Raw genomic sequence first — 14218 nt, 5'->3', positions numbered from 1 at the left:
GTTATCTCGCAGACGCAACATGAAAGGGGTTCGCCCATGGCCAACAAGCTCTATCCCGATGCCGCCGCCGCCCTGGATGGGCTGCTGTTCGACGGGATGACGGTCATGTCCGGCGGCTTCGGCCTGTGCGGCATTCCCGAAAATCTGATCGCCGCCCTGCGCGCTTCTGGCGTGAAGGGGCTGACCTGCATTTCCAACAATGCCGGCGTCGATGGCTTTGGCCTTGGCCTGCTGCTCGAAACCCGCCAGATCGCCAGGATGATTTCCTCCTATGTGGGGGAGAACAAGGAATTCGAGCGGCAATATCTGGCTGGCGAGCTGCAGCTGGAGTTCAACCCGCAGGGCACGCTGGCCGAACGGATCCGGGCTGGCGGCGCGGGGATCCCGGGCTTCTACACGAAAACCGGTGTCGGCACGCTGGTCGCCGAAGGCAAGGAGCACAAGGATTTCAACGGGGAGACCTACATCCTCGAAACTGGTCTGGTCGCCGATCTCGCCATCGTGAAGGCGTGGAAGGCTGATCCCTACGGCAATCTGGTGTTCCGCAAGACGGCGCGCAACTTCAACCCGATGATGGCCACCGCCGGCAAGATGACGGTGGTCGAGGTGGAGGAGCTGGTCGGCCCCGGCGAACTTGATCCGGATGGCATTCACACGCCGGGCATCTTCGTGCAGCGGCTGTTCGTGGGCCGCGATTATGAAAAGCGCATCGAGCAACGCACCGTTCGGGAAAGGGAGTCTGCCTGATGTGGACGCGTGACCAGCAAGCCGCCCGCGCCGCGCAGGAACTCAAGGATGGTTTCTACGTCAACCTGGGCATCGGCATGCCGACCCTGGTGGCCAATCACATCCCGCCCGGCGTGGACGTGACGCTGCAGAGCGAGAACGGCATGCTCGGCATGGGGCCGTTTCCGTTCGCGGGCGAGGAAGATGCCGATCTGATCAACGCCGGCAAGCAGACCATCACCGAGCTTCGTCGCACCAGCTATTTCAGCAGCGCCGACAGTTTCGCCATGATCCGCGGCGGCCATATCGACCTCTCCATCCTGGGCGCCATGGAAGTGGCCGACAATGGCGACATCGCCAACTGGATGATCCCCGGCAAGATGGTGAAGGGCATGGGCGGCGCCATGGATCTGGTGGCGGGCGTGAAGAAGATCATCGTGCTGATGGAGCACAATGCCAAGGACGGTTCGGCCAAGTTCAAGACGGCCTGCACCCTGCCGCTGACCGGCAAGGGCGTGGTGGACATGGTGATTTCCGAGCTCGCCGTGCTGGCCCGCCCCGCGAAGGGCGCCGCGTTCAAGCTGATCGAACTGGCGCCGGGCGTTGATCTCGACACGCTCAGGGCGCGGACCGAAGGCCATTTCGAGGCCTGAGCGCAGACAAGAGGGGCCGGCGGCATGAGCCGCCGGCCCCTCGCTCCGGTCGGGGGAGATCAGAAGCGGAAGTTGACGCCGGTCATCACCGCGTGGCGATGATAGTTGAGCGTCGCGGGCCCGCCGATGCCGGGCAGCGAATCGTTGCCGAAATCGCTGTAATTATACTCGATGCGGGCCGAGACATTCTTGGCCAGCATATGTTCGTAACCGGCGCCGACGGTATAGCCGTCGCGATTTTCCGAAACGTCTGCCAGCCTCAGAACATTATTGGCGACAGTGTAGCGCGCATTGGAATAGCCGCCGCGGGCATAGAGCAGGCCTTCCGGCGTCACCAGCCAGCCGGCACGCGCGGTCACGTTGATGGTGCGGCCGGCTTCCAGATCGAAGGTCGGGAAGCGGTTGCTGCCGGTGCGACCGGTCAGCGAGGCTTCGACGCCAAGCACGGCGCTGCCCAGGTTGAAGTCATAGCCAAGCTGGCCGCCATAGGCGAAGCCGTCGCCCCTGGCACGGGTGGTGATCGGCGGCACGGTGCCGGTGGTCAGCGACTGGCGGTCCTGCTGCCAGCCAAGCTGGGCACCGATGAACGGGCCGTTGAAGTTGGTATCGGCCGATTGGGCCATGGCGGGTGCGGCCAGGGCAGCCGCCGTCAGCAGCGCGATTGCAATACGCGACATCTTCTATTCCTTCATGTTGTTCACCGGCAGTGGGGGCGGCCGGCTGTGGCTGTATTATCAGACTAATACAGTAAGTCAACCGGTCGTTCCGGCCTGGCCGTTATGTGACAGCGCGCATGGCCGCCGGCTGAACCAAATTGGGCAATTTCAGGGAATTGCGGCGACGCGCGCCGCAAAACCGCCCCGCTTGGTTCATCCCTTCTTCAGGTGGCGACGGCCCAGAAGCTCGGCAATCTGCACCGCGTTCAGCGCCGCGCCCTTGCGCAGATTGTCCGACACGCACCACAGCGCCAGGCCATGTTCCACGGTCGGATCCTTGCGCACGCGGGAAACGAAGGTGGCATAATCGCCCACGCATTCGACCGGCGTGACGTAGCCACCGTCCTCGCGCTTGTCGACCAGCATGATGCCCGGTGCCTCGCGCAGCAGGCTCTGCGCCTTGGCGACCGTGATCGGCATTTCGAATTCCACATTGATGGCTTCCGAATGGCCGACGAACACCGGCACCCGCACGCAGGTCGCCGTCACCTCGATATCGGGATCGAGGATCTTGCGGGTTTCCACCGTCATCTTCCACTCTTCCTTGGTGTAGCCGTCCATGCCGCTGTCAGGGCCCAGGAAGCTGTCGATGTGGGGGATGACGTTGAAGGCGATGCGCTTGGTGAACTTCTCGTTCACCGGCTCGTCGCCCACGAAGATGGCGCGGCTCTGGGTGAACAGCTCGTCCATGCCGTCCTTGCCGGCGCCGGACACGGATTGATAGGTGCTCACCACCACGCGCTTGATGATGGCGGCATCGTGCAGCGGCTTCAGCGCCACCACCATCTGCGCGGTCGAGCAGTTGGGATTGGCGATGATCATGCGCTTCTTGTAGCCATCGATGGCTTCCGGGTTCACTTCCGGCACGATCAGCGGCACATCATGATCCATGCGGAACAGGCTGCTGTTGTCGATCACCACGCAGCCTTGGGAAGCGGCCTTGGGGGCATAGATCCTGGCGGGGCCGGAGCCGGCGGCGAACAGGGCGATATCCCAGCCGGTGAAATCGAAATGCTCCAGGTTCTGCACCTTGATCTCGCGGCCGGTCTCGCCAAATTCGACCATGTCGCCCACCGAGCGCGACGACGCCACGGCGGCAATATCCGCGATCGGGAACTGGCGTTCCGCCAGGATGTTCAGCATTTCGCGCCCGACATTGCCGGTGGCGCCCACAACAACGACCTTGTAACCCATGTTCAGCTCCTTGCGCCGGTGCTGTTAACGCATCAGGCCGCAGAGTCCAGACTGCCAATATTGCAATGCAGCAATCAGGGGCCCGATCAGGCGCTGCGGTTGCGCGACAATATCGCCGTCACCGCCAGATCGGCCGTGACATTGCCCAGCGTGCGGAACACGTCGGGCACCAGTTCCACCGCCAGCAGCACCGGCAGCACGGCGATGGGCACGCCCATGGCGTTGGCGATCGGTACGCAGGCGGCGAGGAAGGTGATGGAGCCGGGCAGGCCGCCGGTGGAGACGGCCGCCACCAGCGCGGCCAGCAGCGCGCCCAGATAGGCCAGCGCGGTGTGATCCATGCCGTAAAGATGGCCGCAATAGAGGACGACGGCGACATTGGCGCAGGGGCTGGTGATGCGGAAGATGCTCACCGCCAGCGGCAGCACCACGCGGCTGGTGGCCTCCGGCAGGCCCAGCCGTTCCGCCCCGTCAAAGATCGCCGGCAGGCTGGCAATGCTGGACTGGGTGGAAACGGCCACGGCCTGGGCTGGCAGCACGGCGCGGGCAAAGGCCAATGGGCCGACGCGGCCGAACAGGACGGCGAGCGGATAGACGAGGATGATGAGGCCAAGCTGCACCAGAACCAGCACGGCGATATAATGGCCCAGCAGGCCGAACGCGCCGAGCCCGGCCTTGATGCCGACGCTCACCGCCAGCGCGAACACGCCCAGCGGCGCGATCACGAAGATCCAGCCGACCAGCACCAGCATGGCATCCTTCACCGCATCGAACAGGCCGACGAGATTGCGGCGGCGATCATCGTCCAGCCGGGTCGCGGCCAGCGCAAACAGGGCGATGAAGGTGACGACCGGCAGCATGTCGCCCTTGGCCAGGGAATCGAAGATGTTGGCGGGCACCAGTGACAGCAGCCATTTGCCGACATCGATCCTGATATCACCCACCGGCGCCGCGCCGGCGCTATTGGCCACGATGGCCGCGGCCGCAGCCGGCGGTGCCGGCCACCAATCCAGCAGCAGCGGCACGAAGATCATCGACCACAGGGCGGAAAAGATCAGCAGCGCCAGGAACGCCAGCAGCGCCCGCCCGGCCACCTTGCCGCCGCCGGCCTGGCCCACGGATTGCGCGATGCCGGTGAACAGCAGCCCGGCGATCAGCGGAATGATCGTCATCTGCAGCGCCTGCAACCACAGATTGCCGATGGCGTCCGTCACTGGCAGCAGCGGCTTGCCGATGTCAGCCGGCAACAGCGCGCCGACCACCAGCCCGGCCAGCAGCGCCAGGAAAATGCGTAGCGTGAGGTTCATTTCGCCGCCTCCAGCGTGCCCATGGTCACGTACAGCTTGGCGAGATCATCGACGCCCATCGTTGGTACGGGCTTTACCCGGCTGGGCTCGACAAACAACAGGCCGCCGCCCACCGGCACCGGCGCGGTGGGAATCAGGACGAGATAGCGCGAGCCCTGGCCGAAATCATGCAGACGTGGGCTGGTGAGCAGCGCCAGCGCCTCGACGGACTCGCCAAAGCGGACCGAGACCACCGACATGCCGCTCATCTCGCCGCCAGGGCTGCTGCCCATCATGCGCACGAACTGCGCCAGCGGGCGATAGAGCGGCCCCAGCACCGGAATGCGGGCGATCAGGCCATCCAGCCCGCCCTCCAGCCGCTGGCGAAAGCGCGTTTGCACCAGCAGCCCCACCACCCACACCAGCAGCGCCGCCATGCCGATGCCAGCCCAGAAGGCGGCCAGCGGTGAAGGCGTGAAGATCATGCCGGCCGCGCCCAGCATATGGCCCAGCGGGGTTTCCGGCCCCAGCGCGGCAATCAGATAGCCGGACAGCCAGTTGAGCAGGATCAGCGTCAGTAGCACCGGTGCCAGGAACAGCAGCCCGGTCGCAAAGGGGCTGAGAAACTTGCGGATCAAAGAGTTGCCAGGGAAAGATTGGCCAGGATGGCGTCGCCCATGGCCGCCGTGGACATGGTGCCGCCCAGATCCGGCGTCCGCGCGCCCTTGTCGAGCGCGGCTTCGACAGCGGCTTCCACCTTGTCGGCCAGTTCCGGTGCGCCCAGGCTGTAGCGCAAGGCCATGGCGAGGCTGAGCACCGAAGCGCAGGGGTTGGCAACGCCGCGCCCGGCGATATCGGGGGCGGAGCCATGGATCGGCTCATACAGGCCGGGCTTGCCCGGTTCACCGATTGCGGCCGACGGCAGCATGCCGAGCGAGCCGGTGAGCATGGCGGCTTCGTCCGACAATATGTCGCCGAACAGATTGTCGGTCAGGATCACGTCGAACTGCTTGGGATATTTCACCAGCTGCATCGCCATGTTGTCGGCCAGCATGTGGGTCAGCTTGATGTCGGGATATTCGGCGTCGCGCAAGCTTTGCACATCCTCGCGCCACATCAGCCCGGCTTCCATCACATTGCCCTTTTCCGCCGAACAGACAGCGCCCGTGCGGGTGCGGGCCAGTTCAAAGGCGATGCGGGCAACGCGCTGGATCTCGCTGGTGGTATAGACATGGGTGTTCACCCCGCGGCGCTGGCCATCGGGCAGGGTTTCCACCCCGCGCGGGGCCCCGAAATAGACACCGCCGGTCAATTCGCGGACGAACAGGATATCAAGGCCATCGACATGCACGCGCTTCAGCGACGAGGCATCGGCGAGCGCCGAGAAACAGCGCGCCGGGCGCAGATTGGCATAGACGTTCATGCCGGCCCGCAAGCCCAGCAGCCCGGCTTCGGGGCGCTTGTCATAGGATTGGCTGGCCCATTGCGGCCCGCCCACGGCCCCCATCAGCACGGCATCCGCAGCCTTGGCCCGCGCCAGCGTCTCGCCAGTGAGCGGCACACCGGTCGCATTGATGCTGGCGCCGCCGAACAGCGCGTCTTCAACGGCCAGATCAAGACCGCCGGTGATCAGGCGGCCGGCAACGCGGCGGGCAACGGCGGTGACTTCAGGGCCGATGCCATCACCGGGAAGGAGCAGAAGGGTCTTGGTCATGCCTTGCCCTTAACGGCAACGCGCTGCGCTGCCAACCGGGTCGAATGGCGCTGCCAATCAGGCCACGTGCCGGGCGGCGCCGGCGATCCACGGCCGTTCGGCCGCCAGCCGGGCTTCGTGAGCGCCGATGGCGCCAGCCATGGCCAGTGTCAGCCCGATCTCGTCCTGCCCGCTGATCAGGCATTGCTTGCGGAACGGATCCATGGCGAATTCGAACCGATCCTGGAACGGCGTGGTGACGACCTGGTTTTCCAGATCGACCGTTACGGCCAAGCCGTCGCGCGCCACCTCCATCAAGCGGTCCACCTGATCCTGCGGCAGGGTGACGAGCAGCAGGCCATTCTTGAAGGCATTGCCGGCAAAGATGTCGGCAAAGCCCGACGAGATCACGACGCGGATGCCCAGATCGGCCAGGGCCCACGGCGCATGTTCGCGGCTGGAGCCACAGCCGAAATTATGCCCGGCGATCAGGATCGGCGCGCCGGCGTTGTTGTCGAACACATTGTCCGGATTCTCGCGCAGCGCGGCAAAGGCGCCCTTGCCCAGGCCAAGTCGGCTGATCGTCTTCAGGAAGCGCGCCGGGATGATGACATCGGTATCGATATTGGCGGCACCGAAGGGAATGGCCGCGCCGGAAAGGGTGGTGAAGGGCTGCACGTGAATTGCCTCTGTCAGGATCGGCGCATCACATGGCACAAGCGACCGGCGGAATCCACCGCCGGTGCCGTGTCCTTTGGCGTTTGTTCAGGCCGCGACGATCTTGCGGCTGCTCCGCCGGCGCAGGGCCGCACCCACCAGGCCCAGGCCGCCCATCAGCATCGCCCAGCTTGCCGGTTCGGGAATGGTGCTGCCGCTCGGGCTATATTCCACCACATAGCCGCCGCTGGTGAAGGTGGCGAAAATATCGTTCCAGTTGCCGGCATTGGCCTTGAAGTGGAGATAATCCTCAGAGCCGACATTGTTGGGTTCACCGGCATTCCAGTTGGCATAGCCCACCGGTCCTTCGTCGAACAGGAAGAAGGTCTGGCCCGCTTCCGGACCGGCGGCCCATTTCCAGACGCCCTCGATCGCTTCGTCGGTGCCGGCGGCCCAGACGAAGGTGGCGCTGCCCGTGAGCGCCTTGACGAAATCATCTTCGCCCTGGGACGTGATGGTGACGAGGTGCGCAGTGTAACCAGCAATCGGCGTGGCCGCAGCCGCAGCCGCCAGCGCGTCCTGCCAGCTGAGGTTGGTCGCGACAAATTCATAGAGATGGCCATTGCCGGCAAACTGGGTCACGGCGGCCGACGGAGCGGCAAGCAGGCCAAGCGCCGAGGCAACAATGAGAGCAGACTTCTTGAGCAACACGGAAATTCCCCCTGAGTTGAGGGCCTTGTGCCATGAGATGGTTACGAAGCAATTAACCACCAAAATGAAGCTTTCGTGTCGCCACCTGCGCTCTCGCCCCGATGCCGCCATGCTGCTAGCGTTGCGGCCATGACGCAGCAGCATCTTTATCTGGTCGACGGCTCCAGCTTCATCTTCCGCGCCTATCACCGGCTGCCGCCGCTCACCGATCCGCAAGGCACGCCGGTGGGCGCGGTTTATGGCTTCACCGCGATGCTGTGGAAGCTGATTGCCGAACTCAACAAGGCAGAGGCACCGACGCATCTGGCCGTGGTGCTCGATGCCGGCAGCCATACGTTCCGCAACGACATGTATGATGGCTACAAGGCCAATCGCCCGCCGGCGCCGGAGGATCTGATTCCGCAATTCCCGTTGATCCGCGATGCGGTGCGGGCGTTTTCCGTGCCCTGCTTCGAGCAGGCCGGGGTGGAGGCGGATGACATCATCGCCAGCTATGCCGTGGCGGCGCGGGCGGCGGGCATGAATGTCACCATCGTTTCGTCCGACAAGGATCTGATGCAGCTCGTCGAGCCCGGCATCAACCTGCTCGACACGATGAAGAACCAGGTCATCAACCGGGCCGAGGTGATCGAGAAATTCGGCGTGCCGCCTGAACAGGTGGGCGAGGTGCTGGCGCTGATGGGCGACACGGCCGACAATATCCCCGGCGTGAAGGGCGTGGGGCCGAAGACGGCGGCGGAGCTGATCAGCGAATATGGCAGCGTCGAAGGCGTGATCGCCAATATCGATGCGATCAGGAAGCCCAAGCTGAAGGAGACGCTGGCCGCTTCGGTGGAGATGGCGCGGCTGTCGCGCGAACTGGTGCGCCTGAAGGATGATCTGCCGCTGCCGGAGCCGCTCGACGCGCTGACCCTGAAGGAACCGCAGCACGAACCACTGGCGGCCTTCCTGAAGAAACACGGTTTCCGCGCCATGCTGGCCAAGCTGGGCAGCAGCGGCGCCAACGGGCCGGCGCCCAACACCCATCGCCCGTCAACGGCAGCCGTGGTGGAGGACGAGGTCGCCTTCACCCACGCCGATTACGAGACGGTCATCACGCTGGAGCGGCTGGATTGGTGGATCGCCGAGGCGACCCGGCTGGGCGCGGTGGCGGTTGATACCGAAACCACCGGCACCGATCAGATGCGCTGTGACCTGGTCGGCATTTCGCTCGCCACCGCACCGGGCACGGCCTGCTATATCCCGGTCGCTCACGGCACCGGCGAGGGCATGTTCGCGGAACGGCCGCCGCAACTGGGCCTGGCGGAAACCATCGCGCGGCTGAACCCGCTGTTTGCCAATCCGGCCGTGCTGAAGATCGGCCAGAATCTGAAATATGATCTGATCGTGCTGGCCCGCCACGGTGTGCCGGTGCTGGCCCCTTATGACGACACGATGTTGCTTTCCTATGCGCTCGATGCCGGGCGCTGGAACCACGGCATGGATGATCTGTCGGCCCGCCATCTCGGCCACACGCCGATTGCCTACAAGGATGTCGCCAAGGGGCTGAAGAGTTTCGCCGAGGTCGACCTGCGCAAGGCGACCGACTATGCGGCGGAAGATGCCGATGTCACCTTCCGGCTGTGGCAGGGTTTCCGTCGCCGGCTGTGGAAGGAACAGGTGACGGCAATTCACGAGCAGGTGGACCGCCCGCTGCTGCCGGTGATCGCACGGATGGAAATGGCCGGCATCAAGGTCGATCGCGCCGAACTCGCACGCCTGTCGGCGCTCTACGAGGCCGAGATCAGCCGGCTTGAACTTGAAATCCACGACCTGGCCGGCGGCCCCTTCACCATCGGCAGCCCCAAGCAACTCGGCGAGATATTGTTCGACAAGCTGGGTTACAAGGGCGGCAAGAAAAGCAGCAAGACCGGCGCCTGGACCACCGATGCCAGCGAGCTGGAACGGTTGGCAGAGGAAGGCGCGCCGATTGCCCAGAAGATCCTCGACTGGCGCCAGCATTCGAAGCTGAAATCCACCTATACCGACGCGCTGCAGGCCCAGATCAACCCGACGACCGACCGGGTGCACACCAATTTCCACCTCGCCGCAACGTCCACGGGGCGGCTCTCGTCAAACGATCCCAATCTGCAGAATATCCCCATCCGCACCGAACTGGGCCGGCGCATCCGCCACGCCTTTGTCGCCGCGCCTGGCAACGTCATCATGGCGGCGGACTATAACCAGATCGAATTGCGGCTGGTCGCGCACATCGCCGATGTGCCGGAATTGAAGGCCGTGTATGCGGCGAACGAAGACGTGCACGCACTCACCGCCAAGGAAGTCTTTGGCCATGTCGATCGCGACACCCGCGCCCGGGCCAAGACGATCAACTTCTCCATCATCTACGGCATTTCCGCCTTTGGCCTGGCGGCGCGGCTGGGCATCGATCGCAGCGAGGCGGCGCGCTATATCGAGCTCTATTTCAGCCGATTCCCCGGCATCCGCAATTACATGGCCGAGACGATTGCCTTCGCCAAGGACGCCGGTTTCGTCACCACGCTGTTTGGCCGCAAATGCCATGCGCCGCTGATCCTCTCCAAGAACCAGGGCGAGCGCCAGTTTGCCGAGCGCGCCGTCGTCAACGCCCGCGTGCAGGGCACCGCCGCCGACATCATCAAGCGGGCGATGGTGCAGATGCCCGGCGCGCTGGCCGAAGCCGGGCTTTCAGGCACGAAGATGCTGCTGCAGGTGCACGACGAACTGGTGTTCGAAGTGCCGGAGGCCGAGGTGGAGGCGGTGCAGCCGGTGATCCGCGCGGTTATGGGACAAGCGCACCGGCCGCTGGTGGACCTGACCGTGCCGCTGGGCGTGGAGATCGGCCACGGCGCGTCGTGGGGGGATGCGCATTAGGGCTTGACGCTTGGTCAAGGCGGCTGCGCCGCACCCTCCCCCGGCCCCTCCCTGCAAGCAGGGAGGGGAGGCGTGTGTGATTGCCCGTTCTGCCCCCCTCCCTTGCAAAGGGAGGGGCTGGGGGAGGGTGCGTGGTGCGCGCGCGCTCTTTAGCCTGCCACCAACCCCTTCGCCCGCTGCCAGTCCAGCATCGCCGCGTTCACCGGCACGGGCGCTTCCTGCTGCACCCAGTGCGAGACGTCCGGAAAACGCACCAGCGTGAAGTCCCGCACATGCGGGCCATAGCCCTCGGTCAGTTTCACATCCAATGCCGTGTCTTCCTCGCCCCACAGCATCAGCGTCGGCACGTCGATGGGCGGCCCCTTCTCGTCGAGAATGCCCAGATTGGCGCGGTAGTAATTGATCATCGCCGTCAACGCGCCGGGGATGAGGGCGTTCCTGCGATATTCCTCCAGCACGTGTGGCGGGAAGGCGCCCTTGTCGATCGCCATGTTGAGGAAGGCCTTGGCGATCCCCTCGGCACGATTCTGGCGCAGCAGATATTCCGGCAGCCACGGGATCTGGAAGAAGGCGACATACCAGCTCTTGCGCCGCTGCGGCGCGTAGTGGCGGATCAGATCGGCAAACACCGCCGGGTGCGGCACGTTCATGATGATCAGCCCATCGAGATCGACAGCCCGCCGCATCGCCACCACCCAGGCGATCACCGCGCCCCAATCATGCGCCACCAACAGTTTGCGGCGCGGTTTGAGCGCGTCGAACATCCCCACCACATCATCGACGAGATGATCGATATGGTAAGCGGCCTTGCCAAGCGGCCGGCTCGACTGGCCATAGCCGCGCAGATCAGGCGCCACCGCCCGCCAGCCCTGCGCGGCAAGGAACGGCAATTGGAACCGCCAGGAAAAGCGCGATTCCGGGAAACCGTGCAGGCACAGGGCCACGTCTGGCCCTTCCCCGGCGACATCGCAGGCGAAGTCCAGCCCGTTGGCCTGCAAGATCATGCGTTATAGTGCAATTTGAGGCCCGGTCGCGGCCAGCGGCATTTGGCGAGCTTGCCGGTGGTCGACAGGCAAACCCAGGCATCCATCATGTCCGCCCCGCCAAAGCAGATGTTGGTGGTGAGCAGATCGGGGAAAGGGAAAAACTCCTGCGCGCCCGTTGCCGGATCGACGCTGGTCACCCCGGCGCTCTCGATCAGTGTTGCCTGCGCGATATTGCCATTGGCTTCGATGGCGAGCGAATCAAGGAAAGTCTTGTTGGCCCACGCCGTCACGTAACGGCCGGGCACCGCCGGCAGCGGTTCCGGCGCCAGCACGCCGGGCGACACGATATCGAAGGCCAGCACGACGCGGCGGCTGGTGGAGGCGGCATAGACCGTCTTGCCATCCGGGCTGAGGCCGACGCCGTTCAGATCAGGCCCGTGGATCAGCCGGGTGATCCTGGAGCCATCGGGCAGGGCATAGAACAGCCCGCCGGCATCGGTGTGATGATCGAAATGCTTGCCGAGATCGGTGAAGTAGAAACCGCCGTGGGCATCGAACACGATATCGTTGGGCCCCGAGAGGCGGTGGCCGTCGCAGCTGTCATAGAGGCGGTCGACCTTGCCGGTGGCAATATCGATGCGCTCGATGCGGCCGGTGGTGTAATCCCTGGCGGCATTGCCGGGCAGCAATATGCCGTCCTGCTCATACCATTCGAAGCCGCCATTGTTGCACACATACAGCGCGCCATCCGGCCCGACCGCCATGCCGTTGGGGCCGCCGCCGGGTGTCGCCACCGTTTCGGTGCGGCCATCGGGGTGCACGCGGGTGATGCGGCCGGGGCGGATTTCCACCACCAGCACGCTGCCATCGGCCATCGCCACCGGCCCTTCCGGAAAGCCCAGCCCTTCGGCCACGATCACGTGCGGATAATAGTCGGTCATGCGCATCCTCCCCAGATTTCCGCCATGGTGGCGCGGACCGGGCTTCGGCGCAATCACGGCAATTGGGGAGGGCTTCAGCCTAATTTAACCGGAATATGGGCACATCTGCCCGGCCAGGGAGTGAAACGCCATGCATGAAGAGACCGTGATTGGCGAAGTGGTGGGCGTTACCGCCGGCCATCTGCGCTTGCGCATCGATATTGCCGCCACTGCCAGCCTGAAGGACAATTCCGATTCGGTGATCGCGGCCGCCGGCATGCTGGGCGGCCTGGTAAAGGTGGAATCAGGCCAGCGCTGGGTGGTGGCCACCCTGCGCGGCATCACCTGGCAGGACAATGTCGCCATCGCCGAGGTCGATCTGGTTGGCGAAGCGGCAATCGCGGCGGACCGCAGCATCGCCGGCTTCAGCCGCGGGGTCGGCGTCTATCCGCGCGCCGGCAGCCTCGCCTATCCGATGACCAGCCCGGAATCGGCGCGGGTGTTTTCCGGCGATGATCGCCCGCACATCCAGATCGGTGTGGTCTATCCCACCGCCAATGTGCGCGCCGCGCTGTTGTTCGACACGTTTCTTTCCAAGAATTTCGCCATCGTCGGTTCCACCGGCACCGGCAAATCCACCAGCACCGCGCTGATCCTGCACCGCATCATCGAAAAGGCGCCGGAAGGCCATGTCGTGATGATCGACCCGCACGGCGAATATGCCAAGGCGTTCGAACACACCGGCATGGTGTTCAATGTCGACAATCTGGAACTGCCCTATTGGCTGATGAACTTCGAAGAACATTGCGAAGTGCTGCTGACCAGCGAAGGCGCCGCCCGCGACATGGATCGGGATATATTGGCGCGCTGCCTGCAGATGGCGCGGGCCAAATCGGTTTATGCGCAAGGGCTGGCGACGGTCACCACCGACACGCCGATCCCCTATCTGCTGTCTGCCCTCACCGATACGCTGCAGGCCGAAATGGGCAAGATGTCGGAGGCGCAGAACGCTTCCAACTATGTCCGCATCCGCAACAAGCTGGACCAGGTGATGCGCGATCCGCGCCAGCAGTTCATGTTCGATCGGCGCTTTTCCAATGATTCCATGGTGGATTTCATCGCGCGCATCCTGCGCCTGCCGGTGGACGGCAAGCCAATTTCGGTGATCGACCTTTCGGGCGTGCCCACCACCATCGTCACGGCCGTGGTGTCGGTGCTGTCCCGCATCGTCTTCGATTTTGCCGTCTGGTCGCGCGGCGAGCGCAAGCGACCGGTGGTGCTGATCTGCGAGGAAGCCCACCGTTACATCCCCAATCGCGCCATCTCGCTGCGCTCCCCGGTGCGCGACGTGCTGGAACGCATCGCCAAGGAAGGCCGCAAATATGGCGTGTCACTGGGGCTGGTGACGCAGCGCCCGTCTGATCTGGCCGAAGGCGCGCTGTCACAGTGCGGCACCATCGTCTCCCTGCGGCTCAACAACGAGCGCGACCAGGATTTCGTGAAAGCCGCCCTGCCCGAAGGTGGGCGCAGCCTGCTCGAAGCCATCCCGGCGCTGCGCAACCGCGAGTGCATCATTTCCGGCGAAGGCGTGCCGGCGCCGATCCGCGTGCGGCTGGACGAACTGGAAGCCGCCAAGCGGCCGATGAGCGACGATCCGGTGTTCAGCGAACTGTGGGTGAAGACCGGGGATGACAGCGACATGCTGAACCGGGTGATCGCGCGCTGGCGGGCGAACGCGCGGTAACAGCTCCCCTCCCTGCTTGCAGGGAGGGGCTGGGGGAGGG

13 protein-coding genes are annotated in these 14218 nt (G+C 64.7%); 4 read left to right on the top strand and 9 right to left on the bottom strand.

All coding sequences use genetic code 11. The features are described from left to right. Positions 1-36: 36 nt before the first annotated feature. Together D619_RS0100285 and D619_RS0100280 are read left to right on the top strand one after the other, a co-directional pair. Positions 37-747, top strand: coding sequence for a CoA transferase subunit A (locus tag D619_RS0100285; RefSeq protein ID WP_026090544.1), 711 nt, complete (start codon positions 37-39; stop codon positions 745-747). After that, entirely contained in the window at positions 744-1379 is a 636-nt protein-coding gene (locus tag D619_RS0100280; protein ID WP_026090543.1) for a 3-oxoacid CoA-transferase subunit B, read from the top strand. The genes D619_RS0100285 and D619_RS0100280 overlap by 4 nt, the downstream gene beginning before the upstream one ends. Positions 1380-1438: 59 nt before the next feature. On the opposite strand, the gene D619_RS0100275 is transcribed toward D619_RS0100280, so the two are convergent. From D619_RS0100275 to D619_RS0100245, 7 genes are all read right to left on the bottom strand, one after another. Beyond that, positions 1439-2056, bottom strand: a complete 618-nt coding sequence (locus D619_RS0100275; RefSeq protein ID WP_017666550.1) for an outer membrane beta-barrel protein — start codon at positions 2054-2056, stop codon at positions 1439-1441. Between the two features lie 192 nt (positions 2057-2248). Then, positions 2249-3289 carry an aspartate-semialdehyde dehydrogenase gene (locus tag D619_RS0100270; RefSeq protein ID WP_017666549.1) on the bottom strand — a complete coding sequence of 347 codons (1041 nt, stop codon included), beginning with the start codon at positions 3287-3289 and terminating at the stop codon, positions 2249-2251. A gap of 86 nt (positions 3290-3375) precedes the next feature. Further along, positions 3376-4596 carry a cation:dicarboxylase symporter family transporter gene (locus D619_RS0100265; protein WP_017666548.1) on the bottom strand — a complete coding sequence of 407 codons (1221 nt, stop codon included), beginning with the start codon at positions 4594-4596 and terminating at the stop codon, positions 3376-3378. Then, positions 4593-5213, bottom strand: a complete 621-nt coding sequence (locus tag D619_RS16980; RefSeq protein WP_020480348.1) for a DUF502 domain-containing protein — start codon at positions 5211-5213, stop codon at positions 4593-4595. Before D619_RS16980 ends, D619_RS0100265 begins: the two co-directional genes overlap by 4 nt. Beyond that, positions 5210-6289, bottom strand: coding sequence for a 3-isopropylmalate dehydrogenase (leuB, locus tag D619_RS0100255; RefSeq protein WP_017666545.1), 1080 nt, complete (start codon positions 6287-6289; stop codon positions 5210-5212). The genes D619_RS16980 and leuB overlap by 4 nt, the downstream gene beginning before the upstream one ends. A gap of 57 nt (positions 6290-6346) precedes the next feature. Beyond that, positions 6347-6946, bottom strand: a complete 600-nt coding sequence (gene leuD, locus D619_RS0100250) for a 3-isopropylmalate dehydratase small subunit (RefSeq protein ID WP_017666544.1) — start codon at positions 6944-6946, stop codon at positions 6347-6349. 87 nt (positions 6947-7033) lie between these two features. Continuing rightward, a complete protein-coding gene (locus D619_RS0100245; protein WP_193743230.1) occupies positions 7034-7636 on the bottom strand; it encodes a PEPxxWA-CTERM sorting domain-containing protein in 603 nt (200 codons plus the stop codon). A gap of 129 nt (positions 7637-7765) precedes the next feature. On the opposite strand from D619_RS0100245, the gene polA reads away from it, so the two are divergent. After that, positions 7766-10528, top strand: a complete 2763-nt coding sequence (gene polA, locus D619_RS0100240) for a DNA polymerase I (RefSeq protein ID WP_017666542.1) — start codon at positions 7766-7768, stop codon at positions 10526-10528. 149 nt (positions 10529-10677) lie between these two features. Here the strand turns inward: polA and D619_RS0100235 are convergent, their stop codons facing one another. Both D619_RS0100235 and D619_RS0100230 read right to left on the bottom strand, forming a co-directional pair. Beyond that, positions 10678-11532, bottom strand: a complete 855-nt coding sequence (locus D619_RS0100235) for an alpha/beta hydrolase (protein WP_017666541.1) — start codon at positions 11530-11532, stop codon at positions 10678-10680. Then, the gene (locus tag D619_RS0100230; protein ID WP_026090542.1) at positions 11529-12455 is read right to left on the bottom strand and encodes an SMP-30/gluconolactonase/LRE family protein; all 927 of its coding nucleotides are present in this window, start codon (positions 12453-12455) and stop codon (positions 11529-11531) included. Before D619_RS0100230 ends, D619_RS0100235 begins: the two co-directional genes overlap by 4 nt. A gap of 130 nt (positions 12456-12585) precedes the next feature. On the opposite strand from D619_RS0100230, the gene D619_RS0100225 reads away from it, so the two are divergent. Beyond that, positions 12586-14178, top strand: coding sequence for a DUF87 domain-containing protein (locus D619_RS0100225; RefSeq protein ID WP_017666539.1), 1593 nt, complete (start codon positions 12586-12588; stop codon positions 14176-14178). The last annotated feature ends 40 nt before the right edge of the window (positions 14179-14218 follow it).

Origin of the sequence: Sandarakinorhabdus sp. AAP62 (genome assembly GCF_000331225.1) — a bacterium.
Lineage (GTDB): Bacteria > Pseudomonadota > Alphaproteobacteria > Sphingomonadales > Sphingomonadaceae > Sandarakinorhabdus.
The sequence above is the reverse complement of the archived record's forward strand: the minus strand, read 5'-3'. Positions and strand labels throughout refer to the sequence as shown.